We start from the raw sequence: 24,948 nt of genomic DNA, 5'->3' as shown, positions 1-24,948 counted from the left end.
TGAGGAGGACCGCCACGGCGGCGGCGGCGGCGAGGTATTTGGACGTGGCCGCTCACCCCTGGTTGTTCGCGGGCGGCATCGGCGTCGGCGGGCGCAGTCCTGGGCCGGTCGAGGTGTTCGTGGAGCGGCCGTCGACGGGCGCGGGGGGTCGGAGTCGGGGCCAGGCGCGGGTCAGCTGGTCGAGGGGTAGTCGGCCGGCGCGGGTCTGGGTCAGTGGCAGCCAGCGGGCGAGGGTGGGATCGAGCTGGCTGTCGGCGGGGACGAGGCTCGCGGCGGTGGTGGCGACCGGGACCATGTCGGGCAGGTCGAGTCCGGTCACCGCCGCGGCGAGTGCTTGACGGGCGTGGGTCTCGCGCTGGGCGGTGGGGAACCAGAACAGCACGGGCGTGCTGATCCTCGTCGCCGTTGCGAGGCGGCCGTAGTCGCCGATCTTGAGGGCGAGGCGGCTGACCTGCTCGGTGGCCCAGTCGAGTTCGAGGAACCATTCGATCTCACCGCGGGTGGAGGTCCAGCGGCCGTAGGCGTCGGGGCGGACGAGGTCGCCGAACGCGCGCAGGCAGCGGGTTTCTGACCACCAGGCGGTGAGCGTGCCGGGTGGGGTGGGTTGGCGGGTGTGGGCGATGAGGCTGGTGAAGAAGCCGTTGACGGCGAGGGTGTGGGCGAGGCGCTGGGAGTGGGCGATCGCGAGGGCGCGGGTGTGGCGGTAGCCGGTGTCCTTCAGCTCGATGCCGTCCTCGGCGGCCAGGACGGTGGCGCCGGCGGTGTCACAGACGTAGTGCGCTGGGGGTAGTCCCTGTCCGACGGGGACGAGGGGTTGGAAGCGGTCGAGGACGCGCCAGCGGTAGAGCTCCAGCAGCCGGTGGTTGGCGGCCCGGCGGCTGGGCCAGGCGGCCTCGACGAGCTGGTGGGTGGTCAGTACCCGGTGCTCGTGGACGAGGCGGGTGATCCACCGGTCGCGGGGTGAGAGGTGGCGGGCGAGGAACGTCAGATGCGCGGCGTCGGCGACGATCCGGCCGTCGGTGGGCCGGGGCGGTGTGCGCAGGGCACGTTGGGGCTGCGGGTAGGCGACCATGAGGACTCCGGAGGTGGTCAGCGGGCGCGGCGGCGTGGATCGGCCTGCGGCTGGGGGGCCGTGGTATCTGGTGGTGTCGGCGCGGGGATGGGCGCGCGGCGGCGCAGCTCCCGGCGGATCTGCGTGGCGCGGCCGGGCACGGGGGCGGGCAGCTTCTGGGTGCGCAGGGTGAAGGCGGGTGCCTGTTCGCCGGCGACGACGAGGCGGGCGGCGGCGTGGAAGGCGCCGAGGTGGGCCAGGTCGTGCTCGGACAGCCGTGGCTCGACGTGGCGGACGAGGTGCTTCGCGTCCGCCGGTGACACCGTGAAGTAGATCTTGGAGCGGGCGTTCGCGGCGATGGCCTCTTCCAGATGGCGTGGCAGCTGGGCGAGGTTCTGGTGGGCCAGGGTGATCCCGAGCCGGTAGCCGCGGGCGGCGGCGAGCATGTCCTCCAACGCGTAAGGCAACGTCAAGAAATGGTGGGCTTCATCGAGGAACAGGCTGGCGTCTGGCCTTTTGCTTTGGGGCATCCGGGCGCGCCGGGTGGTGGCCTGCCAGACCGCCGACACGACGATCGAGCCCATGAGCGCGGCGGTCTCGACGCCGAGGGCGTCCTGGGCGATACGGACCAAACAGACCCCGCCGTTGTTCAGTACGGCGTCCATATCGACGGTGGACGGGCCGGCGGCGATCGCCGCCCGCACGAACGGCCGCAGCAAGAACCCCCTCAACTTGTTCATCAGCGGGCCGACGGCGTGCGCGCGCGCAGGCTCGGACAGCGCCTCGTACCACTGCCAGAAGCCAGCGAGGATCTCGTTGCCGTCACCCTTTTTGATCTCACCGACGAGGCGCTGCCGGTAAGCGACGTCGGTCAGGAGCCTGGGCAGCTGGGTCAGGACGGGAACCTCGGATTGGGCGGCGAGGGTGAGCAGGCCAGCGCGGAAGATGTCGTCGGTGCGTGGCCCCCACGACTCGGCGTAGACGCGGCTGAAGATGCTGACGAGGTTGTCGACGGCGCGGCCCCGGTCGGGCTGGTCGAGGGGGTTCAGGCACGGCGGGCGGCCCGGCGAGTCGGCGTCGAACAGCACGAGGCGGCCGAGGGCGTCTAGCGGGTAGCGGGCGAGGATGTCGACGACCATGTCGCCCTTCGGGTCGACGTTCACCACACCCCGGCCGGAGGCGATGTCGTCGAGCGTCATGCGGGCGAGCAGCTCGGACTTGCCGCTGCCGGTGGCGCCGAGAATGTGCAGGTGGTGGCGGGCGTCAGGGACCCGCAGGCCGACCGGACGGGCATGTCCGCCGTCGGAGCGGCCGACCGGGCGGACATGCGGGCCGACGCTGGCGACGCCGGGCGGTGGTGCGACCGCTTTCGCCCCGGCGCGTTGCAGGCCGGGGACCGCCGCGTCGAGGGGTAGGTGGGCCAACGCGCCGAGTTCACCGACGGACAGGAGGTCGCCGTGGCCGAGGTGGCGGGCGGCGAGGAACGGCAGAGGGTGGCGCAGCCGGGCGCGTGCGAGGTAGTTGTGCTCGCCGTAGGCGGCGAACGCTGAGGCGATGGCGTGGGCCCGTCCGCGCAGCGCTCCGTCGACGCGGCGAGTGGTGTCGTCGTCGGTGTGCTCGTCGACGACTGCGGCGATGGCGTAGCGGACGCGGACCTCGAACTGGGCGCCGCGGCCCTTGGTGACGATCGCGCGGTCTTCGGCGGACAGCGCGAGTGACGTCTGGTGGTCGAGTTTCGGTGGGGAGGTCTGGCGGGCGCGTCCGCTGCGCCGTGCGTGGGGGGTGAGGAGGTCGAGCAAGCTGCCGATCGGGGTGGGCGACCCGCCGCCCCGTAGCCGCCGGGCCGCTCGGCGGGCTTTGATGACGCGGCGGCCGGTGACCGGTCGGGCCAGGATCTGCACGGCGGCTCGCTGGTTGCGGGCCAGCCCACCGGGCGCGGCGAGCAGCGCGCGGATCGGGTCGGCGTCGTGGTCGGTGCGCAGCGGCAGCGCTTCGGGCCGGGCAAGGCGCAGTTCCCCTCCGGCCGCGAGCAGCCGCCGGCCAGGCCGGGTCACGACCGGCAGCGGTCCCCGCGCGGGATCGGCACGGGTGTGCGCCCCGGGCCAGGCCGCCTCGACGGCCCGTTCCACGAATCCGGTGGGGACGACGCCGGGCACCCAGATCTGGATGCGGACCCCGTCGGCGGAGAACAGGTATTCCCAGGCGAGGTGGGGTTGACCGGCCCACCGCTGCCAACGGGGGCGAAGCAGCCCGAGCAGGTTCGACCACAGCACGGTCGCCCCGGCCGGGTCGACGGAGGGCGGCGCGAGAACAGTGACAACCCGGGCACCAGCAGCCAGGTGCCGTTGATAGCGGCGGCGCAGGCGGGCCCGGCCGGTGAGCAGGCCGACGGCGGCTATCAGCAGGAGCGGGCCGGCGACGGGTCCCCACGTCAGCGTCCACGCGCGCAGCGCGCTGAGGAGCTGGTGGAGAAATCCCCACGGGTCGGTCAGGTAGGTGGCGAGCGGCGAGGACGGCGCGCCCGCCGCCGCGGCGAGCAGATCCATGGGTTCCGATCTCCTTGCGGGTTGGGGCGGTGGCGGTCAGGCGGGGTCGAGGTAGATCTGGCCGTCGTCCGCGGCCGGGTCGTCGGGCCCGGTGAGGTTGATGAAGCCGTCGTCGACGAGGTCGGGGTCGGCGGCGAGTTCGGCCGGGTTGGTCGTGATCAGGCGGTGTTCGATGTCGGAGGCCAGCGCTTGGAACGCGACCCGCTGGGCACCGGCGGCGAGCAGGCCTTGGCCGCGGTCGGCGGACAGCAGAAATTGCCGTTCGCCGTCGGACAGGTCGAACAGGCCGGTGATCTCGTCAATCGCTTGCGGCGCTTGGCGCAGCAGGATCTGGGTGGCCGAGTTCGTGACGATCGCTTTGCCGAGGTCGGTGGCCAGGACGTCGGCGGTGTCCTGGGTGGCGACGGTGAGTCCGGCCCAGTGCTTGCGGGCTGCCTTCGCCATCCGGAACAGGAACGCGGCGCCGGCGGGCTGGCGCATGAGCAGCCACGCCTCGTCGACGACGACCATCCGGGGACGGCGGTCGGCGGGGTTGGACACGCGGCGCCAGACGGCGTCCAGGACGAGCAGCGTCCCGATCGGTTTCACCTCGTCGGCGAGGTCGCGCAGGGAGTAGACGACGAGGTAGCCGTCGCCGCTGCCGCTGGTTGGTCCGTCGAACAGTCCGGAGAACGCGCCGGCGGTGTACGGGTGCAGCCGGGCGGCGAGCGCCACCGCCACCGGGTTCTGTGTCCCGGCGAGGGTGGTTGCGAGGTCGGACAGCAGCGGCGCCGGCTGGTTCCAGGTGCGCGGGTCGGCGGTGATCCCGGCCGCCTGGTAGGTCGCGGCGATCGCGACGTCGAGCACGGCGCGTTCGGTTGCCGTGAGTTCGCCGATGAGTACGGAGATCACGGTGTGCAGGAACAGGCTGCGCCGCACCAGGGCGTCACGCGGAGCGGTGCGCCGGCCGTCGGGGGTGGTCTGGATCGGCAGGTCGAAGGGGTTGAGGCGCACTCCGGCGGCGCCGAGATGCAGGTAGGTCGCGCCGACGGCGTGGGCGAGGCGGGCGTATTCGTCTTCGGGGTCGACGACGTGGATCTCGACGCCCCGGAAAAGCGACCGCAGGAGTTCGAGCTTGACCAGGTAGGACTTCCCCGACCCGGAGCGGCCGAGGACGACGGCGTTGTGGTTGTCGACGTCGCCGAACCGGTCCCAGTGCACCAGCCCGTTGCTGGCGACGTTGAGCCCGTAGAGCACCCCGGACGGGGCCAGCGACGTCGGGTCGACGGGCGGCAGGTCGGGCGAGGTGAACGGGAACGCCGCCGCGAGCGCCGCAGTGTCGAAGGTGCGCCGCATCCGGAGCTGATCGAGACCGAGAGGCAGAGTGGTGACCCAGCCTTGCAGGGACCGGTAGCTGGCGGGTTTCGCGTCCAGCAGCAGGCTGGCCGCGAGTGCCCGGACGGCGGCGACCTCGTCGGCCAGTTCCGCTTCGCTGGCCGCGTGGATGGTGAGGTAAAGGCCGAGGCGGTAGAGCTTGCCTTCGCCGCGGGCGACGCGGGCGGACAGGTCGTAGGCGTCCTCGGTCGCGGCCTCGACCTGCGGGTCCACGAGCCGGCCGCGTTCGTCGCCGAGCTGGCGGCCGGACTCCAGCTTGGCCAGCTGGCGGCGGAGCCGGTGGGCGGCGGTGACCGGGTCGATCGGGTCGATGTGGACCGCGACGTCGACGCGGCCCGGGTAGGTCAGCAGTGGTGCGAGCCAGCCGGCGTGGACCTCGCGGGGATAGCCGGTGATCGCCATCGTGGCGAGCAGGTCGCCTCCGACTTCGAGGTGTCGAGACGCGATCGTCAAGGAGTCCGGGACGAACGCCGCCGCGGCGGCGTCGATCGATCGCGGGGACGGGCCGTGGGACGGAGCGGCCTTATGGCGTCGGGCTCGACTCATCAGGCCCGCCCCCTGCGCACGTCGAGGGTGCGTCGCGCCGGCGGGCGGGAGCGTCGTGGGGGCGGCGGCACGTCGGGGACCCAGCCGTCGCGGCTGTCCCAGTTGTCGAAGGGGTCGGCGTAGCCGTCCGCGTCGATCGGGTCGTCCGGGTCCTCGACACCTGCGTCGTCCGAAAAGCCGTCGTCATCAGGCAGAAATCCGACGGCCGGGTCGGCGGTGATGACCTCGTCAGGGGCGGCGAGCGCCCCGGGTGGCACGAGGCCGGCGGGGTTGCAGGCCGCGGCGAGCACGCTGGTCGCCGTGCCGGCGTCCAGGGGCGTGACGACGATCCCGGCCGGGGCGAGCAGGTCGGTCGCTTCGGCGAGCCGGCGGGCGAGACGGGTGTGGGCAGCACGGCGGGTGGCGTCCCCGGTACGGCGGGCGTCGCGGGCCGCTGTCCGCCGGCTGGTGAACGTGGCCAGCGGGGACGCGCCGCCGAGCCCGTCGACAGGGCCGGCGGGGACGAGCGGTTCGCGCAGGACCAGCAGGACCTGGCGGGTCAACAACGCCATGTCGGCGGTGAGCTCGGCCAGGTAAGTGGCGTGTTGGCGGGCCGCGTGGGCGAGCGCGGGGTGGGGCAGCTGGTCGGCGGCGTCGTCGAGGTGGCGGATGTGGCTGGTCAGGTCGGCGGGCATCGCCCGGATGAGGATCTGCACCGGCGCGGTGAGGCTGTGCAGGTAGCGGGCGAACACGGCGACCAGGGCGTCCTGCTCGTCGGGGGTGCGCAGCGCGAAGTTCACCGTGGACACGACCGCGACCACGGCCAGCCCGTCGGCCCCGAGGTCGATCACGCCGAGTCCGCCGGTGCCGGTGCCGGTGACGGTGCGGGCCGGCAGCCGCAGCGGCGCCGCCGGCTGGCCGCCGGCGGGGTGACGGTCATCTGGGGTCGCGCGGGCCGCCAGCCACCTGGGCGGGGGGATCACCCCTTCCGGGGCGTTGATCCGCTGGCGTGGGCTGGTGCGTTGGCGGACCGCGGCGACGAGCAGCTGGTCCAGGGAAAGGCCATCACGGTGGCCCAGCACGAGGACACAAGCGGTGACGGTCACCGGGAGCGCGAGCAGCGCGAACACCGGCAGCGCCAGCAGCGGGCGGGTGAGGGTCCAGGCGAGATAGAGGCCAGCGGCGGTGAGGGTGAGGATCAGAACCTGCCGGGCGGTCAGGTTCGCGATCAACCGGTCCTCGCGGTCAACGTCAGCAGGGATGCGCACGGGATTCGTCATGACGGGTCGGGTCGCCTTTCAGGCTGGGACGGACGGGGTCGCGGCCGGGGCCGGGTGGTCATGCCGGGCAACATCGGCTGCCGGAAGCGCGCCACCGGCGGCACCGGAGCGGCTGTGCGCGTGCGGCGGGGAGCTGGCCGCGGCGCGCGAGTAGCCGCGCCGCGTCGGCTGCCCGCGCCCGGCTGCGGCGCGCGACGGCCTGGCGGGGCGGGGACGGGCGGGAGCTGCTCGACGTCGAACGGGAGCAGGGTCTGACCGTGCTGGTCGATCCACGTCCCGCCGTCGCGGGCCAGATACCGTCCGCCCTGGCCGAGGGCGCTGTTGAACGGGATCGACAGCTGGCGGTGACCGGGCCTGGCGCGCGTCCTGGCCGGTCGTGGGGGGCGGGGCACCCCGCGGGCCGGGCCGGGCCGGCGCACCCGGGGGACGCGGGTCATCGGGATCAGCCCCTGGCCGGTCGGGTCGACCTCGATGCGCTCGTAGGGATCCGACGGCCCGTTCCTGGGGCCGCCGCCGGGCCCACGCCGGCGCCCGCCGCGCCCACGACCGGGCCCGCCCCGGCCACGCCGGCGGCCTCGGGGAACGGTCGGGCGGCGGCGTGTTCCGAACCCGCCACGCAGCAGACCGAGTGCACGGCCCATCACGTAGGCACGCACGATCCGGCCGAGCACGCCGCGGCCCTGGCCGATCCGCGGCATCAACCAGAACGGCAGTTTGAACAGGAAATAGACCATCGTGATCGCCGCCAGCAGGTTCACGATCCCGTCCGGCGTCGGACCCAGCAACGTGAACCCGCCGGGGGTGAAGAACAGGCGGAACGAGGCGATCAGAACGAAGGCCTGGGCGACCTGAATACCCAGGACCGAGAACAACGCCCGCCACCACCAGAACGCGATCCGCTCGGTTTGCGGGAGGGCATGACAGGCCAACGCCAGCGGCCCTATCCCGATCAGTACCACCGTCAGGACGACTCGGCCGATGTAGACACAGAGCAGCGCGACAATCGCACCTGCCAGGAACAGGCCGAGGAAGATCGAGAAGATGTCGCGGTAGGCGCTGTCGGGGCCGCCACTAAGCGCGCCAAGAACGATGGTGCGTAGCTGAGTGGAGGCGGATTGCGGGTCGACGCCCTGGCCGAGAATCGCTGCGGGGAGCGGATTGGCCAGTGCGATCGCCTTGCTGGCGAGGAACTGGGAGAAGGCGGCGGCGAGGAAACCCACCGGGATGCGTGGCGCGATCTCTTTGATCGAGGTGCGTGTCTGGGTTGTCCCGTAGGCCATGACGGTGATCCCACCGGCCATGATCAGCAGGCCGTAAGCGGCGACGGTGATGGCCCAGGAGGTCGACCACAGCTGGCCGATCGCCGGAAGATCCGAGGGCGCTGGAGTCGTCAACAACGTCCGACCGAGCAGGTCCAACAGCGGATTCAGGCCGCCGATCACCAGCCCTCGGAAAAAGTTGTCGACGGCTTTCGTGATCTGGTCCACGAGCCAGCCGGCGACACCGCCAGACCCCCCGTCACCGGGGATGGTGGGCGCCGGTGGGGTCGTCGTCGGTACGGGAGCCGACGGCGTGACCGGGGTGCTCGGCGTCGCGGGAGGGGTCGTGCACGACTGGTCGCCGCTCGCGCAGGTCTGTGGTGTCGATCCACCGGACGGGGCGCTGCCCGTGCTGGGCGTATCGCCGGCGGTATCGCTGGGCGCGGTGGGAGACGGTCCCGGCTGTGCCTGCGGCGTCGCCGCGGGCGGTCCGGACGTCGTTGGCGTGGGCGGTGTGATGGGGGTGGCGCCGGCGGCCCAAGCCGTCCTGGGCAGGGCGAGGAGCACGACCACCGCGGCCAGCAGCAGCCCGGCGAGCCGCAGCCCCAGGCGTTTCCGGATGCCCGGCACGCGGACCGCGGGGCGGCGCTCTGTGGCGCGGGCGCCTCGGGGAAGCACGGTGGGGGTCATGGCTAGCCCCCGACGATCTGCTTGAGAATCGCCACGCCGACCGGGGCGAGCGCGGTCAGGGCATAGCCCCACCCGGCGTTGCGGAACGCCTCCTTGGCTTTGTTGATCTCTGCCGGGTCGCCGTTGGAGATCAGGTAGCGCACGCCGCCGGCTGTGAGAGCCACCGTCGAGAGCAGCGCGAGGATCCCCATGACCCAGTTGCGGATGTTGTTCAGGACCGCGTTCAGGTCGCCCGCGACCGGAGGTCCCGGCGGCACCGCGGGAATCGGCGCGGGGGCGGGGGTGGCGGCGAACGCCACGCCGCCGACGAGCATCATCACGGCGATGACGGCGGCGATCAGCAGAGTGCGACGCAGCGCGAGACGGCGACGGGTACCACCGTGTGCGGGACCAGCCGCGGCCGGCGGACCGGTCGGGGTCATGCGGACACCTCCGCCAGCGAGCGCGAGCCGGCCGGCAGAAAGCGGTCCGCGTCTGTCTGCGGCCGGGGCTGGCTCGGGTGCGAGCGCGGGGTCCGGCTGGTGTCGGCCGGGTCGGTGAGGTGGTCCGCGAGGCGCTGCTCGGCGCGCTGGCGCAGTCGGGAGGCCCGCTGAGGTGCCATCCCGTGGTGGCCGGCCCAGGTGCTGATCGAGAGGTCGTCGAGGCGGGTCGCGGCGATCAGGTCGGCCTCGGTGTCGGTCAGGAGTCCGGCGGCGACCGCGCCGGTGAGGACCTGGTCGGGACCGGTCGGGACCGGACCGAACCACGGCGCCTCCGCCTGGGCGAGGGTCTCGAACAGGTCCGTGGATGGACGGGGGGCTTCCCGCTGCTGGACGGTCGCCGCCAGGCCGGCCCGGTAGGTGGCCCACCGCAGCCGCACCGTGATCCGCGGTAGGTCCAGGCGGACCGTGGCCGCCGCTTCGAGGAATCCGGTCAGCACCTCGGCCTGCACGTCCGCGGTATCGAGGGCGCTGTAGCCACCGAGCCGGGCGGCCACCGCGCGCAGGGCCGGCAGCGCCATCCCGGCGACACCGACCGTCCACGCGCCGCCGTAGTGGCGGGAGCGGCGGAGCACCACCGCCCACGCCGCGTCGCGCACCGTCTGTGGGCAGGAGCCGGCCAGCAGGAGGTCGCGCAGCTCGTCCAACGCGACCAGCCGCGCTGGCAGGCCCGCCACCAACGCGCCGTCCAGCCCCAGCGGCGACGGGCCGGCGACGAGTAGGTCAAAGCAGTTCCGCAACGTCGCCAACGGCAACGCGGACACACCCCGGCCGACCGGCGGGGCAGGAGCAGAAGACATTCCGTCAGGCATTTATCGCCGTCCTTCGCTGTCGCGGATTTTGGACAGCCATCAGGAAGCCACGTCGTGCCCAGCAAAAAGCCAGAATGATCTACCGGTGAATGCACAGAGAAGATCGCTGTCTTCCACAAGAAGCCCAGAGATCTTGATCCGAGGCTCCTGGCCGCCCCCGAGTCGAGCTGCGGCCAGGCGTGGCTGGCGCCTGCACAGCAGGCCCACGAGCTGCGGTGCTGTGACAAATCACGAAGATCTCTGGGCGCCACCGCCGGCAACGCGACCGGTCGGCAAGAATGCCAGCGAGAAAAATCTTGAAAAAGTTTTTGGGCAGCTCTCTGGGTACTGCCCAGCGATCTCCCAGCGATCAATAGTCCGGTCGGACTAGGTCATGCCCAGCGAGAAAAATCTTGAAAAAGACTGTCGGCCTGGTGTCGGAAACATGCCCAGCAGACGGTCTCCTTTCACGACCGCGGAAACGCCCCGCCGTGAAAGGAACCCTCTCGATGCCCGTATCCGACCCGGACCGCGACACCCGTCCGGCGACCGTCTGGCCCTGCCCGCCCGAGGGCCCGGACCGAACGCCGGCCGGCTGGCTTCAGACCGCCGTCGAACAGCTCGTCGCCACCCACACCCGGCCCGGCGACCCGGTCCGGCTCCTGACCCCGCCGCCGGACGAGACCGACGCGCCCACCGACGGCCGCAGCGAGACGCAGGAGGACCTCCTCGCCGCGATAGCCGGGGCTGTCGCCCGACTCGGCCGCACCGTCGAGGTCCGCCCCGCGCCCACCGCCGAAGCCCCGCGTCCGTCCGGGTCCGAATCCGGACCGGACCTCCCCGAGCACAATCTGAGCGGCGACCGCCGCCCGCTGGTTCTCACGGTCGTCGAACCGACCGGGATCGGCTGGCTCCATGGCGTCCCGTGGGCCGACATGCTCACACCAGGCGGCCGGCTGGCCGTGATCACCCACAGCGACACCGTCGCCGGCTGGCTGATCGACCCCACGGTCGACCTGAACGCCGCCACCGCCCGCCACGGCCTCGCGCTGCTTGACCGGTTCGTCCTGCTCGAAGTCCACCTCGACGAGCTCGACCAGCCGCGGACCCCGCAGCCACGGCGAAGCGTCGCCCGCAGAGTCCACTCCGACCTGTTCCTGTTCGTCCCGGTCGCGCCCGCCGGGCCGCAGGAGCGCCGATGACCGGCCACGCCGCGCACCCGCCCGAGCGGCGGTCCAGGACCGGACTCGGACCGGTCAGCCTGCTCCCGACCGCGATCGGATCGCCGACCGACCCCGCCGACCGCCTCCGTCTCAGCGGCGACCAGCTCCCGGACCGCCCCGCCAGAAGTCGGGAACCAGGCCGGTCCGCCAGCCACCTCAATGACGATCTCCGACTGGCCAGGCGGACCGGTGCCGCTAGCCGCGAGGCACGCTGGCGACCCGCGCACCGCGCGGTCCCGCTCGCCACCGTGCCCCACCCCCCGAGGCTCGACGCCGCCCCGCCCGCGACTGGACGGGCCTGGCCCACCCACGACGATGTGCTGCTCTTTCCCGGCGGTGGGCAGCAGCCGCGGCTCCCACGACCACCGGACCAGCCGGCCGCCGCCGGCGCGCCTACCGCCGCGGCGAACCGCGCCGCCTAGACCCGCCCCGCGCTGGTCCGGCGGTGGCATCGCGCCGCGACCGGCCCCATCCCCTTTGGCTGGAGCCCACATGTCTGACCTGCTGCCCATCCCCGCGCTGCCGCCCGCCCGGCCCGAGCCGCAACGCCGGCCCAGCTGGTGGGAGCGGTTCACCCACCCCCGTGCCGTGCGCCAGGCGCGGCTACTCGCCGCCCACCACGCCTGGACCACCGAACGCGCCCGCCACGCTCAGATCGACCTCGTCCGCGCCGGCTTCCACCTCGGCCCCGTGCCCTACGGCTATCTCCCGCACCAGGTCAGCGTGCCGGATCAGCACGGCCAGTCCCGCCGCCGCATGCTCCTGGTCCTCGACCCCGAACCCGCGGCCGTCGTCGGGCTGATCTTTCAATGGCGAGTCGAGGACCGGCTCACCCCCAGCGCCATCGTCACCCGCCTACTCATCGTCGATGACCTCTACGGCATCGCCGACCCGGCCACCGGCCTGCCGCGTCCCTGGACGCCTGCGTCGGTCGGCCGCATCCTGGCCAACCCCGTGTACACCGGCGCCACCGTCTGGGGCCGCACCCATGCCGGCCGACCCGTCCCACCCGAACACTGGGTCGTCTGCCTCCACGCCCACCGTCCGATCATCGACGGGCGGACGTTCTACCGCGCCCAACTGCTCGCCCCTCCCGGTCAGGGGGTCTTCAGCCCGCATCTGCCGTCCTGGGAGATGCCCCCAGACCCTCCGACCGACCCGGGAACCGGTAGCGGCAACCGGGGTGTACGCGCGTGACGCCATTCCCACCACGCCTGTCCTCATTCCCAGTCAAGAGGGCGCCGGCCCCCGCGTCGCGGTATGACGGCTGCGGCTTCCCGCCGTATAGGAATCCGTGGTCGGAATCGAGATCACAATGAGCCACACGGCCGCTACAGGCGATTCGGGGTCTCCTTCCAGCGGAAGGCAAGACGTGGCCCGCCACGTCGACATCGACGGGATCGATACCGTCGAAATGACCGCCGAGGAATACGCCACCGCCGTGTCCGCTCTGACAGAACTCGTCCTACAGTGGGAAAGGAACGGGGCGCCGAACAAGGCGGCCTGACGCCCTTACCGACCCTCCCTCAAAGTGGGCCGCCGTCAACCCGCACAAGAAAGGAGCGTCGGTATGCCGCGCCCATTTTCGGCCCGTCAGTCCACCGCGAAGAACACGGCGGACATCGTTTCCGGTGCCGTGCCGGTTGTCCTCTACCTCCGGCACGGCACCTGCGACGGCGATCAGTCCCTTGATGCACAGCACGAGCAGGTCTTGGCCTTCCTCGCGGCCCACACCACCGGCTTCCACCTCACCCCTACCGGCAACGCCGCCGGCCGGTCTCGGGTCCGGGCCGCCGGACCACCCGGATCCCGCGCCGACCAGCGCCGCGAATAGACCCGCCCGTCCGTCGCAGCAGAAAGCATCCAGGCGCAGGAAAGGGGAATAGCCGCCATGCCGCGCTCGACCGCGCGCCGCACCACCGCAAAACGAACCCAGCAGGCCGTCGCAGCGCTGCCCGAGACCGTGCGGGTCGGGATCTATCTGCGCCGCTCCACCGACGACGAGCACCAGCCCTACTCCATCGAAGTCCAAGACGAACGCCTACGCTCCTACGTCGACTCCCAGCCCAACTGGGTCGTCGCCCTACGATTCGCCGACGACGCCTCCGGCGCCACCACCCAACGCAAGGACCTCCAACGGGCGCTGAGCGCGGCCCGCAACGGCCTGATCGACGTCCTGCTCGTCTACCGCGTCGACCGGCTCTCCCGCAGCCTGCGCGACACCGTCCAACTCCTCGAAGAACTCGACAAGGCCAAGGTCGTGTTCCGCTCGGCGACCGAGCCGATCGACACCTCGACTCCCATGGGCCGCATGCTCCTGCAACTGCTGGCGATGTTCGCCCAGTTCGAACGCGACATGATCATCGACCGGGTCATCGGCGGCATGGAACGCAAAGCCTCCAAGGGCCTCTGGATGGGAGGCAGGCGGCCGTTCGGCTACCAGGTCGACAAGACCGCGAACCAGCTCATCATCGACGAGACCGAAGCCCCGATCATCAGGACGATCTTCGACCTCTACATCCGCGAGCGCCTCGGTACACGGGCGATCGCCAAGACACTCAACAGCCGCGGCTACCGCACGACCGTCGGCGGGCCATGGTCCGGCCATCAGGTCATCCGCGTCCTAGACCACCGGATCTACCTCGGCGAACTGACCTTCCGAGAGATCACCGTCACCGGCACCCACGCCCCGATCATCGACGAGGAGACATTCGAGGCCGCCCAGAAAATCCTCACCGAACGCAGCGAGGACACCTCTCGCCGCGCCTCCAACCCCTCCGATTACTACCTCACCGGCCGGATGCGCTGCCCCCAATGCGGCAAAGCCGTCATCGGCACGCGCGCCACCGGCCGCAACCACACCTACCGCTACTACACCTGTCGGACACGCAACCGCTACGACAGCAACCAGTGCGACGCGCCCCGCCTCGACGCCGGCGCCGTCGACGCCGCCGTCCTCACCGCCCTCACGACCTTCTACCGCGACCACCAGCAACTCATCGCCGACACCGTCGCCAACGCCAAACGCCGCCACCGTGACGCCCGCTCCGACCGCACCGACGAACTCACCGCCATCGAAACCGAACTCATCCAGACTGACCAGGCCATCGACCGCTACCTGGGCGCCTTCGAGCGCGGTACCCTCGACGAAGGGATCCTCGCCGCCCGGCTCGAAGCGCTGCGTACCAAGCAGAAACAGCTCCGCCACAGGCAAGCCGAACTCACCGAAGAGATCGACGACGCCCCCGTCATGCCGACCCGCTCCACTCTCCGCGCGGTCACCAGACACATCGAGACGATCATCGAGACAGGTGACGATCTCCGACGCAAAGCCCTAATCGAAGCCCTCGTCGCCGAAGTGAAGATCGTCGGACCGGACAGGCTCAGGCCGATCTTCAAAGTGCCAAGACCCCACGCTCCAGGGGACGCCGCCAAGGCAGACACTGGAGCCACCGACCGGCCCAAAGCGACCCGACCAGCCTCGAACGACGCCCCCCAAAGAGCCGCCGCAGCCGTCCTACCAGCCACAACGCCCCCGAAGGGAGCGGTTCGCGCAATGCCTACATTGGTGGGGCGGGTGGGGCTCGAACCCACGACCGGAGGATTATGAGAGCGACCTTCGGCGACGTGGCCGCTTGTCGCCGCGTGCCGGCGAAGATCGTTTGATGCCGCGTCGTCCGCCCAGCAAGGCCCCCCGAGCCTTGGCCGCCGTCGGTATATGCCGCAATGTGCTCCACCGGGGCGCGCTGTGCTGTGTAGTTCGGCATCACGTCGGCGTCATCGATCCGCCGTCCTATCGGAGAAGCTGCAACACACTGTCAATGACACACAGTGATGTCGATCCGAGCCCGGTCCGGTACGCGGGCTCCCGCTGGCGGCCCATCCGATCTCGGCAGGGCGGCTCTGGCTTTCTGGATCGCGATACATGGGCATTACGAGCGTCGCCCACGACTGATGGCGGGACCGCGGGAGGTTGATCGTCTGGCGGCGAGGGAGATCATCGGCCAGCTCGATCTCTCCGACGCGCGCCTGGCCCGCCGCCGGCCGGTCCGGTCGCTCCTGCCGTTCTGCGGGGATGGGCGCGACCGCGCCGGCTCGCGTTTTGGCGTCCCCGCATGCTCGGAGAAGCGGCGTAGGCGCGACAGGTGCGCGACGCGGGGGCCCAGCGAGGGTCAGGGTGAGGGCGGTCGAATGGACGGTGTGATGTAACCGGGTGAGGGGTGCTGGACATTAGCCGGATGACGACCCGCGAAAGGACTGCCCCTGTGCACCGTGCCCTCGTTCGAGGCGCTGTTCGGGGAGCACCGCGGGGCGGTCCTGCGGTTCGCGCAGCGACGCCTTGGTAGTGACGCCGCCTGGGACGTCGTGTCGGAGACCTTCCTCGCGGCTTGGCGCCATTGGCAGGGCAGCCCCGCCACCTCGGAGGAGACCAGGGCGTGGCCGTTTGGAATCGCCGGCAATGTCGTGCGCGACCAGCGCCGCGCGGGGATCCGACGGCTACGGCTCGAAGTCCGGATGGTCGGGTTCGTGCGGCTTGTCCTCGCCGACATCGATCTCCTCATAGACCAACTCCGATCTTTCGGCAAAGATCTCGGTTACGGGGCCATGCTCCGGTCGATGGTTGTTCGTTCGGGGGGACGGCACAGCGTGGATGGTCTTTGGGCGGGCGAGGACGACGGGGCTGTCGCCGCTCCCGGCGGCGTGGCGCCGGAAAGCGCGATCGTGTGGGACCTTCCGTGGCCACGGAACCCGCACTTCGCGGGCCGCGTCGGCGAACTCGCGGCGCTGAACGCCGGGCTGGCCGCATCGGGCGCGTTAGTCCTGCTGCCGGCGCGGTCGCACGCGCTGGGTGGTGTCGGCCTTACCCAGCTGGCGGTCGAGTACTGCTACCTCCACGCCGCCGAATACCAGGTCGTCTGGTGGGTGCGAGCTGATGGCCTGGCCTTGATGACCGCGTCGCTCGCCAGGCTGGCGGATCGGCTCGGCGTCTCCCATGCCGGGTCCGTGATGAACACGGTCCGTGCGGTGACGGCGCTCCTGGCCTGGGGACCTCCGCAGGGCCGCTGGTTGCTGGTTCTGCAGGACGCCGACGCGCCAGAAGCGGTCGACGACACTGCTCGTGCCCTGGGCGACTGGATCTCCGGCGCAGAGCCGTCGACCATCGTGCTCGGTCTGCTCCAGGCGGCGCAGTCCGGCAACGGCCAGGTACTGGTGACGTCGCGCGACCCCGGGTGGTCGACGAGGATGCGGACCCTGGAGGTCGATGCGCTGCCGGCGGCCGATGCGGTGTCTCTCCTGCGCGGCCACGTGCCACAGATCGGCGCAGAGGACGCACACGAACTGGCGGCGGCGCTCGAGGGGCTCCCGCTGGCTCTGGACCAGGCGGGGGCGTTCCTCGGCGCCACTGGAATGGAACCGGCGGAGTACCTGAGCCGGCTGCATGCCCAGTCGCACAGCCAGGCGCGGGAGGAGCGATCCGCGCCGGCACCGGCGGTCGCGGCGACCTGGGCCGTCGCGCAAGACGTGCTGGGACCGGCGGAACCAGCCGTGTTGCTTCTCGCTCAACTCTGGGCGCATTTCGGCGCCAGCCCGATTCCCCTAGATCTGATCCGGCCCCGGACGGCCGGCCTACTGCCGCCGCCACTCCGAGAACTGGCCGATGCTCCGGCGCTGTTCACTGCGCTGTTCACTGCGCTGGTCGACCGGCTCGTCGCCTTGGCCTGCGTCCGCCGCACGAACGGCACCGTCTCGATGCACAGACTGACTCAGTGGACACTGCGTGACGACACCCCGGCCGATCTGCGATCAAAACTGCGTGCCGTGGCGCGAGCGCTGCTCGCGCAGGGCGAACTCGTTTCGTCGACACGGAACCCTGCCGCGTTGGAACGGTCCGCCGATATCCACGTCCACGCGCTTGCGACCGGTCTGGTCGGTGACGACGGTGCAGCCAGTCGACGCGTCGTCATTGTTCTCATTTCCCACCTGTCCGCGCTCGGCGACCACGTGAATGGCCGCCGCCTTGGTACCGACGCGCTGCGCAGGTGGTCGGAGCCTCTCGGCGAAGACCATCCCGATCTGATCACGACGCTCGGTAGCCTGGGCGCGGTGGCGCGCTCCCAAGGCGACTATCTCGCCGCACGCGACATGTTTAACGAGCTGCTGAACATGTCGCGTCGGACGCTCGGCGAGAACGCGGGCGACACTCTCCGCGCCTGGTGTTCGCTGGCGTCCGTGATCCTCGACGGTGGTGACCCGGCCTCCTCGCGGGAGATGTCCGCCGACCTCGTCAGCCGGGCGCGCACCGCCCTCGGAGAGGACCACCCCGTCACTCTGAAAGCCGAGCACAATCTCGCCCGCGCGCTTCGCTACCAGGGCGACACCCGAACGGCGCGCGAGATCTTCTCCGACGTGCTGGACCGAGCGCGCCGGGCGTTCGGCGAGGACGACCCTAACGTGCTCGTGACCGCGCACAACCTAGCTTCGACCTTGGCTGCCGAGGGCGATCATGAGTCGGCTCGAGGGATGTTCGAAGATGTACTCGCACGTGCACGGCGTGTTCTAGGCCCGGATCACCCGGCCACGCTCACCACCACTCACTACCTGGCAGTCGTCATGCACGCGGCGGGCGACTGGTCCGGCGCGCACGTGATTTTGGAAGATCTTCTTCCCAGGCGCCGTCGGGTTCTCGGCAATGACGACCCGCGCACGCTCGCGACCGCGCATGCCCTCGCGTCGGTGGCTCGCGAGCGCGGCGACTATGCGGCCGCGCAGGCGATGTTCAGCGATCTGCTCGCCCGGCGGCGGCGCAGGTTCGGCGCCGACGACCCGAGCGCCCTGAAGGCCGCCCACAACGTCGCGTCGGTCTTGCGGGTTCGGGGTGACCTCGCGGAGGCGAGGGGCTTGTTCGAAGATCTGCTGCGGAGGCGGACCCGCGTTTTGGGTGAGGATCACGTCGACACGCTGACGACCCGCTATGAGCTCGCGTTCGTTATACGGTCACAGGGTGACCCATCTGAGGCCAAGGAAAGGTTCAGGGATCTCCTTTCCAGGCTCCAGGAGGTGCTCGGCGCTCGACATCCACTGAGCGAATCGGTGCGGCGGGCGTCGGATGAGCTCGATTCTCTCGCTGCTGACGATGGCCCCGAGGAGCGGTGGGAATGAACCGGAGCTCGGCGCCAGGAGCAATCTCTGGCGCCGGAACGGGATTCCGCGCGGACCGGGCAATTGAGAAGTGGTGGAATTATGAAAGAGCTCTCCGAGCAAGAAATACAGGCGCTGATCGATGCATTTCCCGGGCCTGTGGAGGCCAGGGAGATCCTGATTCGTGCGGGTGTACGCGCGGGCAGCGTGACCTGGGAATCGGTGACCGCCACGATGTTTTGGCGAGGAGCCGCGCGTCAGCTCGCCAGCGGTCTGCTGATTGACGGCGCACTCAGGCTGCTCGAGGCTGCCAGTGACGAACGTCCGGGAAATTTCGTATTCACCGCCGGCGTCAAGGCTCGGCGCCCGGCCAGCGGCCCACGCCCCTCAGCCCGCGAAGATCCCGTCGACCCGGCGAATTGGCCACGTTATGAGGGCGTGCTGGCTGGCTATCTGCGGGCGCCCGCGCAGAGCATCTCGGACGCCGAAACCGACGCCAAGCTGCGCGCGGACCTTCTGAAGACCTGTACGTACCTGCACGCGGTTGGCCGATACGACGTGGCTCGCGAACTAGCCGCTGGCCTGCGCGGACACCTGACCGTCGCGCTGGGAGTCGACGACCTGGACACGTGGGCCGCGGCGCACCACCTTGCGAGCGCGCTCCTCGGCGGGAAGGACTATGAGACGGCGGCCGTGCTCCTGACCGAGGTGCTGGCCGCGCGCGAGCGGCGGCTGGGCGCACGCGACCCGGCCACCAGCGCCACCCGGGCGAACCTTGGCGTGGCCCTCACCCGGCTGAATCGACTCCAGGACGCGGAGGATCATCTCCGCACGGCGCTGCGAGACCGGATCGCAATCCTCGGTGCCAACCACGGGGACACGGTGATGTCGAGGTTGAACCTCGCCGCCTGGCACCGCGAGCGCGAGGAGGCGGACGACGCCTACCGGCTCGATGCCGAGGCCCTTGCCTCCGCCGAGAAGCACCTGGGCGGCAAGCATCCGCTGACGCTGGAGGCGGTGGTCCGCGTCAGCGTGGATCTCATCTGGCTGGCCCGCGGCTACCAGAAGCGAGACGCGAAGGAGGCGAACTATGCTTTGGCGGTCGAAGGGCTGAGACGCGGCCACGGCGGCCGGATGGAGATCTTCGGCGCGGACAGTGTGGCGACGCTCGAGTCGGCCGCGCCGTTGGTAGCGGTGCTACTCCAGCTCCGGCGCTGGGTCGAGGCCGAGCCACTCGCGCGGCGGACCTTCTTGGCGAGTCAGCGTGTCCTTGGCCCCTCCCATCCTTTGACCTCGCAACTCGGGCGCTACCTCGAACTGGCCGAGGAAGCCATGCAGGCCCGGCGCCGACGGTAGTCCTCACGGCAGCGGGTTCTGGATCTCGGGTGGGTCGTCCGGCTCACCGAAGGGCTCGCGGTCCGGTGCCGGCCGGCCGGCACCGGGGGCCGCGTCGGCGTTCCGCGGAACCGGACCATAGCCGTCCTCGGGCGGGTCGGTGTCCCGGCCATCGGTGTACCAGTCGGACAGATCACGTGCGCGGTCATTCCCGCGCTCGCGCGCTCGGGCGACGACCTGTTCCGGGCGGTCGAGCGGGTAGTCACTGGGGCTGTCGGCCTCGTCGAGCATCGTCACGGCGGCCTCGTTGCCGTGGCGCGCGAGGACCAGCGGCCCGGCAATCAAGGTGAACCCGGCCAGCATCGAGGTCTCGCGGAAGAATCCCAGCACTGCCTGACCGCCTCGCCGCGTGGCCTCGTCGAGCTCGGCGGAGCTGCTGGCACTCGCCGGCGCGACGGCATCCAGCGCGCGGCGCGCTTCCAGACGGACGGCCTCCGCCGTGTAGCCACCCACCGGCCGCAGCAGGTACATGCGCATCCAGGAGCCGCGAATCACGTCGCCGGCCAGGGAGACCTCGAGATGGAGCGCATCGAAGACCGGTTTGACGTCCTCCTCGAACTTCGAGGCTCCCTGGTCTGTCAGGTCGTCGGAGGAGTACACGCCGCCTTCGAACGCCATGCCGTATTTCTGATACAGCTCGCGCCGACGGGCGGCAGCTTTCAGCCGGACCTCGAGAATGCCGACCTCGAGCTCCATCTGCGCCGCGACGACCTCGCCACTCACCTGACGGCCCTCGCTGTCGGTGGAGGCGACTACCAGGCTCCGCTTGATGATGAGGGGTACCAGGTCGATGAGGACACCGGCGAGCAACAGGACCAGGCGGGTTGGCAGTCGGGTGGTCGGACGTTCCGCGAGGTAGTCGATACCTGCCTCGATGCGTGGCCCGATGCCGTCGTCGGCGGCTATGGCGGTCTGGCTGTCGAGCGTGCGGTCGTGCGTCTTTCCCTGAATCTCGCCGGCTTCGTTCTGCAGTTGCGTGAGCGTGGAACCGTTCTTGGCGTTCCATTCGTCCAGGGCTTTCGTCGCCGTGGTCAGATCCGAATCGCGCGCAGTCGCCGCGACCCAATGCCGTTGTAAGGCGCTTGATCGCGAGGTGTGAGGTACCCGGCCGCGCCTGAGCTAACGGTGACGTTGGGTGACGGTCGGGGGTGGGGTGGGAGGTCGCCGGAGCGGAGGATTTGGGTGCTGGGAGTGCCCGGATTGCGGGGTTTGAGCGGATCTCCGGGTGAGGTGAAGGGTGTCGAAGCCAGTTCCCTGACCCGGAGTCCGCCGTGTCCTGTTTCTATCCTGTCGTCCCGTCGGTCGCGCTGCCCGGGGTGGCCTTCGGCCGGGTCGGTGCCGGGCTGCTGGCGGTGCGTGCCGAGGACCTGGCCGCGGGGCCGGTTCGCACGGCCGGGCGCCGCGGCGGCGGCCGGGCGCCGGCCCGCGACCGCCGCGGCCTGCTCACGCTGGCTGAGGGCGCGCTCCCGGCCCGCCACGGCGACCAGGTGATCGTCTACCGGCCGGTGCTGGCCGGGACGCTCAGGGCCTACGACAACGGGGATCTGGCCCTGTCGGGCCGGGCGGCGGACCACGTGTCGCTGGGAGCGGCGGAGGCCGAGCTCGACCGGCGGCTCGGCCCCGGCGCGCTCGACCGGCTGATCGCCGAGGCGTTCACCCAGTTCCAGGCGACGACACCGCCCGGCAGCGACGACGCCGCACCTGATGACGCCGTGCGCGGGCAGGAGACGGCGTTGGCGTTGACCCGGGGGGTCGTCGTGCGGGCGCTGGTCCTGGGGTCGTGGATGGCGGGCACCGGGTGGGACGACGTGCTGGCGGCGTTGTTCGCGCCGGTCGCGGACGTCCCGTTCACCCGCTGCTCCGCCACGCCCGGCGGGCCGGCGTTCTCCCGGGCGCGGCGCGGCGTGCCGGGGGTGGTGGTCGCCGCGGTGTGCGAGGCGGTCCTGGTGGTGCTGCGCGCGGAGCTCCTCGACCCGCACGACCCACAGGCGCTGGCCGCGGGAGCGTTCCGGGTCGCCGGCTTCGACGGGACCCTCCTGCGGCTGCCCGACACGGCGGCGAACCGGGAGCGCTTCGGGGCGGGCACCGACCCGGCGCCGTTCCCGCACGTCCGCCTTCTGATCGACGTCGACGCTGGGACGAAGACCCCGCTCGGCTACGCCCACGGCCCGTCCTCGGGCGCGAAGGACGCCGGTGAGCAGACGCTGCTCGAGCAGGTCGCGACCGCCACCCCGGCGATCTGTCACCCTGGGCTCCTGCACGTCGGGGACCGTAACTTCCCCGGCGCCGAGCGGCTGAGGCGGCTGACCGGCGCCGGGATGAACCTCGCGGTGCGGCTGCGCGCCGGGATCACCGTCGACGTCGACACGTGGCTGCCCGACGGCTCGGCGCTCGTCGACCTCGGCACCGACGACGTGCTGCACGGCTGGCGCGACGTCGAGTGGGACGTGTTCGCCGACGGCGTCCACACCGGTGAGACGTTCGCCGTGGCCACGAACATCACCGACCCCGCCGCGCTGCCCGCGCTCGCTCTCACCGCCGGCTACCGGGCCCGATGGGGCGCGACCGAGACCCCGATCCGCGAGACCAAGGCCACCCTGAACGACTCCGGACCCGGAGCCGGGCCGATGCTGCGCGCCACCGACCCGTTCGAGGTCGACCAGGAGATCCCCGCTCTCCTGCTCGGGGCGGCTCTCCTGCGCGCGGTGCAGCGCAGCGCCGCCGCGCAGGCCACCCCCGCCCAGCGCGGCGCCCGCGCCGGGCAGCCGGTCCTGGCCCGGGAACTGTCCACCAAGGCCACGGTGCTCGCGCTCACCCGCCACCTCGGCGCGGCGACCCCCGGCCTGCCCGACGAGGTCGTCGCGCACCGGCTCGCCGCCATCCACAGCGCACTCAGCCGGCGGCGCAACACCCCCGACCGCAACCGCACCCGCGAACGCCGGGCGAAGAGCGTCTCGGAGTTCCCCCACGCCGGACCCGGCCTCACCACCCGCAAGGTCGTCTACGAGACCCGGATCTGCGGACCGATCACCGACACCCTCACCACGGCGGCCCCAACACTCACGCTTCCCGATGTCACCGAACGTGACCACACTCAGCCAGCCATGGCAGCCTGACCCACGCGATCAAGAGAGTTTCACTGGCATTGCGCCGCGACCTCGTAACCCGGCCGGCCCGTTCCTGGGAAGGAGGCGCAGTCGACTGTGGTTTCGGGATCATTCGTCAGGTGGCTGACGTTACCATTCTGCTCGCAGGCGAGCCGCTCGCGCGCGGCGTTCTTATTGTTCTGCAGCTGGCGTTGCTGGTTGAGCAGCTGGGCGTAGACACCGGTGGGCTGCCCCTTCGCATCGACCAGCCCGTTCGCCTGCGCGCCGGTCGCCGTGTTCGTCTCCGTATTGACTGCGGCCGTGTTCTCCTTGGAATGGTTGGCGGCCACCACTCGGGTCAGGCTCGGCGCGAAAAGCAGCTGAACGAGCATCTCGGAGACGAGAACACCGAACACGATAGCGACACCGACCCGGCCCCAGAGCCCGTACAGCCGATGAACGCCGTGGCGCCGGCCGGACTTGGTCGTCGCCGGGCGCACCGAAGACGTCCCGACCTGGCTGGTGATGGAAAGCTCAAGCGCGTAGATGAAAATGGCCCAGACGGTGGCCGCCTCCCAGTAGCTCAGGTGACCCACGAACCTCGCCGCGCCCCTGGTGCTCGATGAGCCGGTCAGGTCGCGCAGCGCTTGGGCGTCGAGGGCGAGTGTCAGGAAAATACGCGCGCAGATCCAGTGAATGGCGATGACGACCACCATGGAGAGCCCGAGCGCGCGGTAGCCCGCGCGGCGGCCCGCGGTCATCACGTCACTCGGCCGAGTTCCCGTCAGCCGAATCGGCAGCCCGAGCAGCTCCCACCAGAGCTGCTTCACGGCCGTGACCGTGTGACTGCGTGCCTGCGCCGCCCAGATCCTCAGGACCTTCAGCGACGAACGGACCCTGTCGGCTGCCGGCGACATCAGACCCTACCGCTCGGCGACGTAGGGGAAACACCAGGAGTAGAGCAGCCGACCTCGACGGAAAATATCTTCATGCGCCCCCCGACCCATGACTGTCGCGTGTCGCGACGTGCACATCATCCACCCGGCGGGAGTCGCTGCTCAACCGGCCCTGCTGATGGGACGGCGAGGACCTGGACGTGTGTCGGTCTGGGTCGGGACGTCGTGACGCGAAACGCGACCGAGAGGATCATCATCTGGCGGCCCGGTCGGGCGAGGGATCATTCGACTGGCCGGAGCCCGCGCGAGCAAGGACCGCGCCGAGAGCGGCAGCGCCAAGGGTCGGACGGGCGCCGCCGCCGGCCACGAGGCGCGCCCGCCGTGGTCAGCCGACCAGGGCTGTCCGGCGGCCAGTCGGGGGCAGGGGCGGCGGCGGCAAGCGTGGCATCGTGAGGCGGAGGTCCCCGGTGCCGCGCTGCAGGACCCGCAGTATTGCCACGGAGACGCCGGAGCGATCGGCGAGTTCGCGCTGTGAGACGCGGCGTTCAGCCCGGCGGGGGACTTCCCGGAAGTGCGGCAGAGCCGCAGGTCAGGCGCTCCCGCCCGATGCGCCCGATCTCAGGGGCGCGACGCTGGCGCTCATCCGATGGGAGGTAGCACAACTGCGCTCTCCCCTGGCGGACCGCGGCGCGCTGACGCGACCGGAGCTCCGATCCGCGGTCATCACGTCCGGTCAAGTCGATCGGCCATAGGCCCCTGATGCTGGGGACAGTGAGGACGTCCGTCCAGGCGGCGGGCCCGGTCGCGATGCTCCTCTCGCGCGCCTGACGACGGTAGCCGGCTGCCGGCCGCGCGAGGTAGTCGGCCAGAACCACGGCGTGGTTGATGGCCTCGTCCTTGGCTGCATAGAGAAACGTCCTCGTCGGGAGCGTTGCCACAGTTTCGCGGAGGCGGCCGACCGCGTGATTCTCGTTGAACTCGGCCCGGTAGCGGTTGCCGAAGTCCGAGAAACGATTCTGGTGTTGGCCGTAAAAGGTACGTAGCTGCCCGCTGGGAGCGACCTCCTTGCACCACTGGTCGACGGCGGCGCGCTCTTTCGACAGGCGCCGCGGCCGCAGTCGGTCGGCTGGGACCCGCAACCCGCCTTCGGACTCTGGGGCGTCATGGGCGCGCTTGACTCGCACCACCGTGTGCTCTGTATCCTCGCTGACGG

The 24,948-nt window shown here is 71.0% G+C and carries 17 protein-coding genes and 1 pseudogene; 8 read left to right on the top strand and 10 right to left on the bottom strand.

Annotated elements, in window-relative coordinates:
* Positions 1-52: 52 nt before the first annotated feature.
* From FRADC12_RS05650 to FRADC12_RS05620, 7 genes are read right to left on the bottom strand one after another with little or no spacing between them, the layout of a single operon-like run.
* Positions 53-1,072, bottom strand: coding sequence for a replication-relaxation family protein (locus tag FRADC12_RS05650; RefSeq protein WP_045875837.1), 1,020 nt, complete (start codon positions 1,070-1,072; stop codon positions 53-55).
* Between the two features lie 17 nt (positions 1,073-1,089).
* Positions 1,090-3,597 (bottom strand): type IV secretory system conjugative DNA transfer family protein, encoded by a 2,508-nt coding sequence (locus tag FRADC12_RS05645; protein WP_045875836.1) that lies wholly within the window; start codon positions 3,595-3,597, stop codon positions 1,090-1,092.
* A 36-nt stretch (positions 3,598-3,633) separates the two neighbouring features.
* Positions 3,634-5,517, bottom strand: coding sequence for a VirB4 family type IV secretion system protein (locus FRADC12_RS05640; protein ID WP_045875835.1), 1,884 nt, complete (start codon positions 5,515-5,517; stop codon positions 3,634-3,636).
* A complete protein-coding gene (locus FRADC12_RS05635; RefSeq protein ID WP_045875834.1) occupies positions 5,517-6,776 on the bottom strand; it encodes a PrgI family protein in 1,260 nt (419 codons plus the stop codon). The genes FRADC12_RS05640 and FRADC12_RS05635 overlap by 1 nt, the downstream gene beginning before the upstream one ends.
* Positions 6,773-8,725, bottom strand: coding sequence for a TrbL/VirB6 family protein (locus tag FRADC12_RS05630; RefSeq protein WP_157488713.1), 1,953 nt, complete (start codon positions 8,723-8,725; stop codon positions 6,773-6,775). The genes FRADC12_RS05635 and FRADC12_RS05630 overlap by 4 nt, the downstream gene beginning before the upstream one ends.
* Positions 8,726-8,727: 2 nt before the next feature.
* Entirely contained in the window at positions 8,728-9,147 is a 420-nt protein-coding gene (locus FRADC12_RS05625; protein ID WP_045875833.1) for a pilin, read from the bottom strand.
* The gene (locus tag FRADC12_RS05620; protein WP_045875832.1) at positions 9,144-10,016 is read right to left on the bottom strand and encodes a hypothetical protein; all 873 of its coding nucleotides are present in this window, start codon (positions 10,014-10,016) and stop codon (positions 9,144-9,146) included. Before FRADC12_RS05620 ends, FRADC12_RS05625 begins: the two co-directional genes overlap by 4 nt.
* Before the next feature lie 488 nt (positions 10,017-10,504).
* On the opposite strand from FRADC12_RS05620, the gene FRADC12_RS05615 reads away from it, so the two are divergent.
* The 7 genes from FRADC12_RS05615 (at position 10,505) to FRADC12_RS05575 (ending at position 19,714) form a co-directional block, all read left to right on the top strand.
* Positions 10,505-11,197, top strand: a complete 693-nt coding sequence (locus FRADC12_RS05615; RefSeq protein WP_045875831.1) for a hypothetical protein — start codon at positions 10,505-10,507, stop codon at positions 11,195-11,197.
* Positions 11,198-11,710: 513 nt separating this feature from the next.
* Positions 11,711-12,415, top strand: coding sequence for a recombinase family protein (locus tag FRADC12_RS05605; protein ID WP_045875830.1), 705 nt, complete (start codon positions 11,711-11,713; stop codon positions 12,413-12,415).
* A gap of 175 nt (positions 12,416-12,590) precedes the next feature.
* Entirely contained in the window at positions 12,591-12,725 is a 135-nt protein-coding gene (locus FRADC12_RS33755) for a hypothetical protein (protein WP_255355172.1), read from the top strand.
* Positions 12,726-12,788: 63 nt separating this feature from the next.
* Positions 12,789-13,052, top strand: a complete 264-nt coding sequence (locus FRADC12_RS05595; RefSeq protein ID WP_157488712.1) for a hypothetical protein — start codon at positions 12,789-12,791, stop codon at positions 13,050-13,052.
* A 57-nt stretch (positions 13,053-13,109) separates the two neighbouring features.
* Positions 13,110-14,828, top strand: a complete 1,719-nt coding sequence (locus FRADC12_RS05590; protein ID WP_045875827.1) for a recombinase family protein — start codon at positions 13,110-13,112, stop codon at positions 14,826-14,828.
* Positions 14,829-15,490: 662 nt separating this feature from the next.
* Entirely contained in the window at positions 15,491-18,379 is a 2,889-nt protein-coding gene (gene fxsT / locus FRADC12_RS05580) for an FxSxx-COOH system tetratricopeptide repeat protein (protein ID WP_052710709.1), read from the top strand.
* A gap of 81 nt (positions 18,380-18,460) precedes the next feature.
* Positions 18,461-19,714, top strand: a complete 1,254-nt coding sequence (locus FRADC12_RS05575) for a tetratricopeptide repeat protein (protein ID WP_084010470.1) — start codon at positions 18,461-18,463, stop codon at positions 19,712-19,714.
* Positions 19,715-19,717: 3 nt separating this feature from the next.
* Here FRADC12_RS05575 and FRADC12_RS05570 read toward each other — a convergent pair.
* Positions 19,718-20,800: pseudogene (locus tag FRADC12_RS05570) on the bottom strand (DUF4407 domain-containing protein); the annotation flags it as partial.
* 224 nt (positions 20,801-21,024) lie between these two features.
* Between FRADC12_RS05570 and FRADC12_RS05565 the strand changes: the two are divergent.
* Positions 21,025-22,869 carry a hypothetical protein gene (locus FRADC12_RS05565; protein WP_045875092.1) on the top strand — a complete coding sequence of 615 codons (1,845 nt, stop codon included), beginning with the start codon at positions 21,025-21,027 and terminating at the stop codon, positions 22,867-22,869.
* A 20-nt stretch (positions 22,870-22,889) separates the two neighbouring features.
* Here FRADC12_RS05565 and FRADC12_RS05560 read toward each other — a convergent pair whose 3' ends face one another.
* Positions 22,890-23,669 (bottom strand): DUF4407 domain-containing protein, encoded by a 780-nt coding sequence (locus tag FRADC12_RS05560; RefSeq protein ID WP_198152787.1) that lies wholly within the window; start codon positions 23,667-23,669, stop codon positions 22,890-22,892.
* A gap of 611 nt (positions 23,670-24,280) precedes the next feature.
* The gene (locus FRADC12_RS29255) at positions 24,281-24,922 is read right to left on the bottom strand and encodes a DUF488 domain-containing protein (RefSeq protein ID WP_084010469.1); all 642 of its coding nucleotides are present in this window, start codon (positions 24,920-24,922) and stop codon (positions 24,281-24,283) included.
* Positions 24,923-24,948: the final 26 nt, after the last annotated feature.

The sequence above is a fragment of the Pseudofrankia sp. DC12 genome (assembly GCF_000966285.1).
Classification (GTDB): domain Bacteria; phylum Actinomycetota; class Actinomycetes; order Frankiales; family Frankiaceae; genus Pseudofrankia.
Note: the sequence above shows the minus strand (reverse complement) of the source record. Positions and strands in the feature narration are given on the sequence as shown.

Coding starts and splice junctions, on each gene's coding strand:
- FRADC12_RS05650 (WP_045875837.1), bottom strand. CDS start 1,072: ATGGTCGCCTACCCGCAGCCCCAACGTGCCCTGCGCACACCGCCCCGG.
- FRADC12_RS05645 (WP_045875836.1), bottom strand. CDS start 3,597: ATGGATCTGCTCGCCGCGGCGGCGGGCGCGCCGTCCTCGCCGCTCGCC.
- FRADC12_RS05640 (WP_045875835.1), bottom strand. CDS start 5,517: ATGAGTCGAGCCCGACGCCATAAGGCCGCTCCGTCCCACGGCCCGTCC.
- FRADC12_RS05635 (WP_045875834.1), bottom strand. CDS start 6,776: ATGACGAATCCCGTGCGCATCCCTGCTGACGTTGACCGCGAGGACCGG.
- FRADC12_RS05630 (WP_157488713.1), bottom strand. CDS start 8,725: ATGACCCCCACCGTGCTTCCCCGAGGCGCCCGCGCCACAGAGCGCCGC.
- FRADC12_RS05625 (WP_045875833.1), bottom strand. CDS start 9,147: ATGACCCCGACCGGTCCGCCGGCCGCGGCTGGTCCCGCACACGGTGGT.
- FRADC12_RS05620 (WP_045875832.1), bottom strand. CDS start 10,016: ATGCCTGACGGAATGTCTTCTGCTCCTGCCCCGCCGGTCGGCCGGGGT.
- FRADC12_RS05615 (WP_045875831.1), top strand. CDS start 10,505: ATGCCCGTATCCGACCCGGACCGCGACACCCGTCCGGCGACCGTCTGG.
- FRADC12_RS05605 (WP_045875830.1), top strand. CDS start 11,711: ATGTCTGACCTGCTGCCCATCCCCGCGCTGCCGCCCGCCCGGCCCGAG.
- FRADC12_RS05595 (WP_157488712.1), top strand. CDS start 12,789: ATGCCGCGCCCATTTTCGGCCCGTCAGTCCACCGCGAAGAACACGGCG.
- FRADC12_RS05590 (WP_045875827.1), top strand. CDS start 13,110: ATGCCGCGCTCGACCGCGCGCCGCACCACCGCAAAACGAACCCAGCAG.
- FRADC12_RS05575 (WP_084010470.1), top strand. CDS start 18,461: ATGAAAGAGCTCTCCGAGCAAGAAATACAGGCGCTGATCGATGCATTT.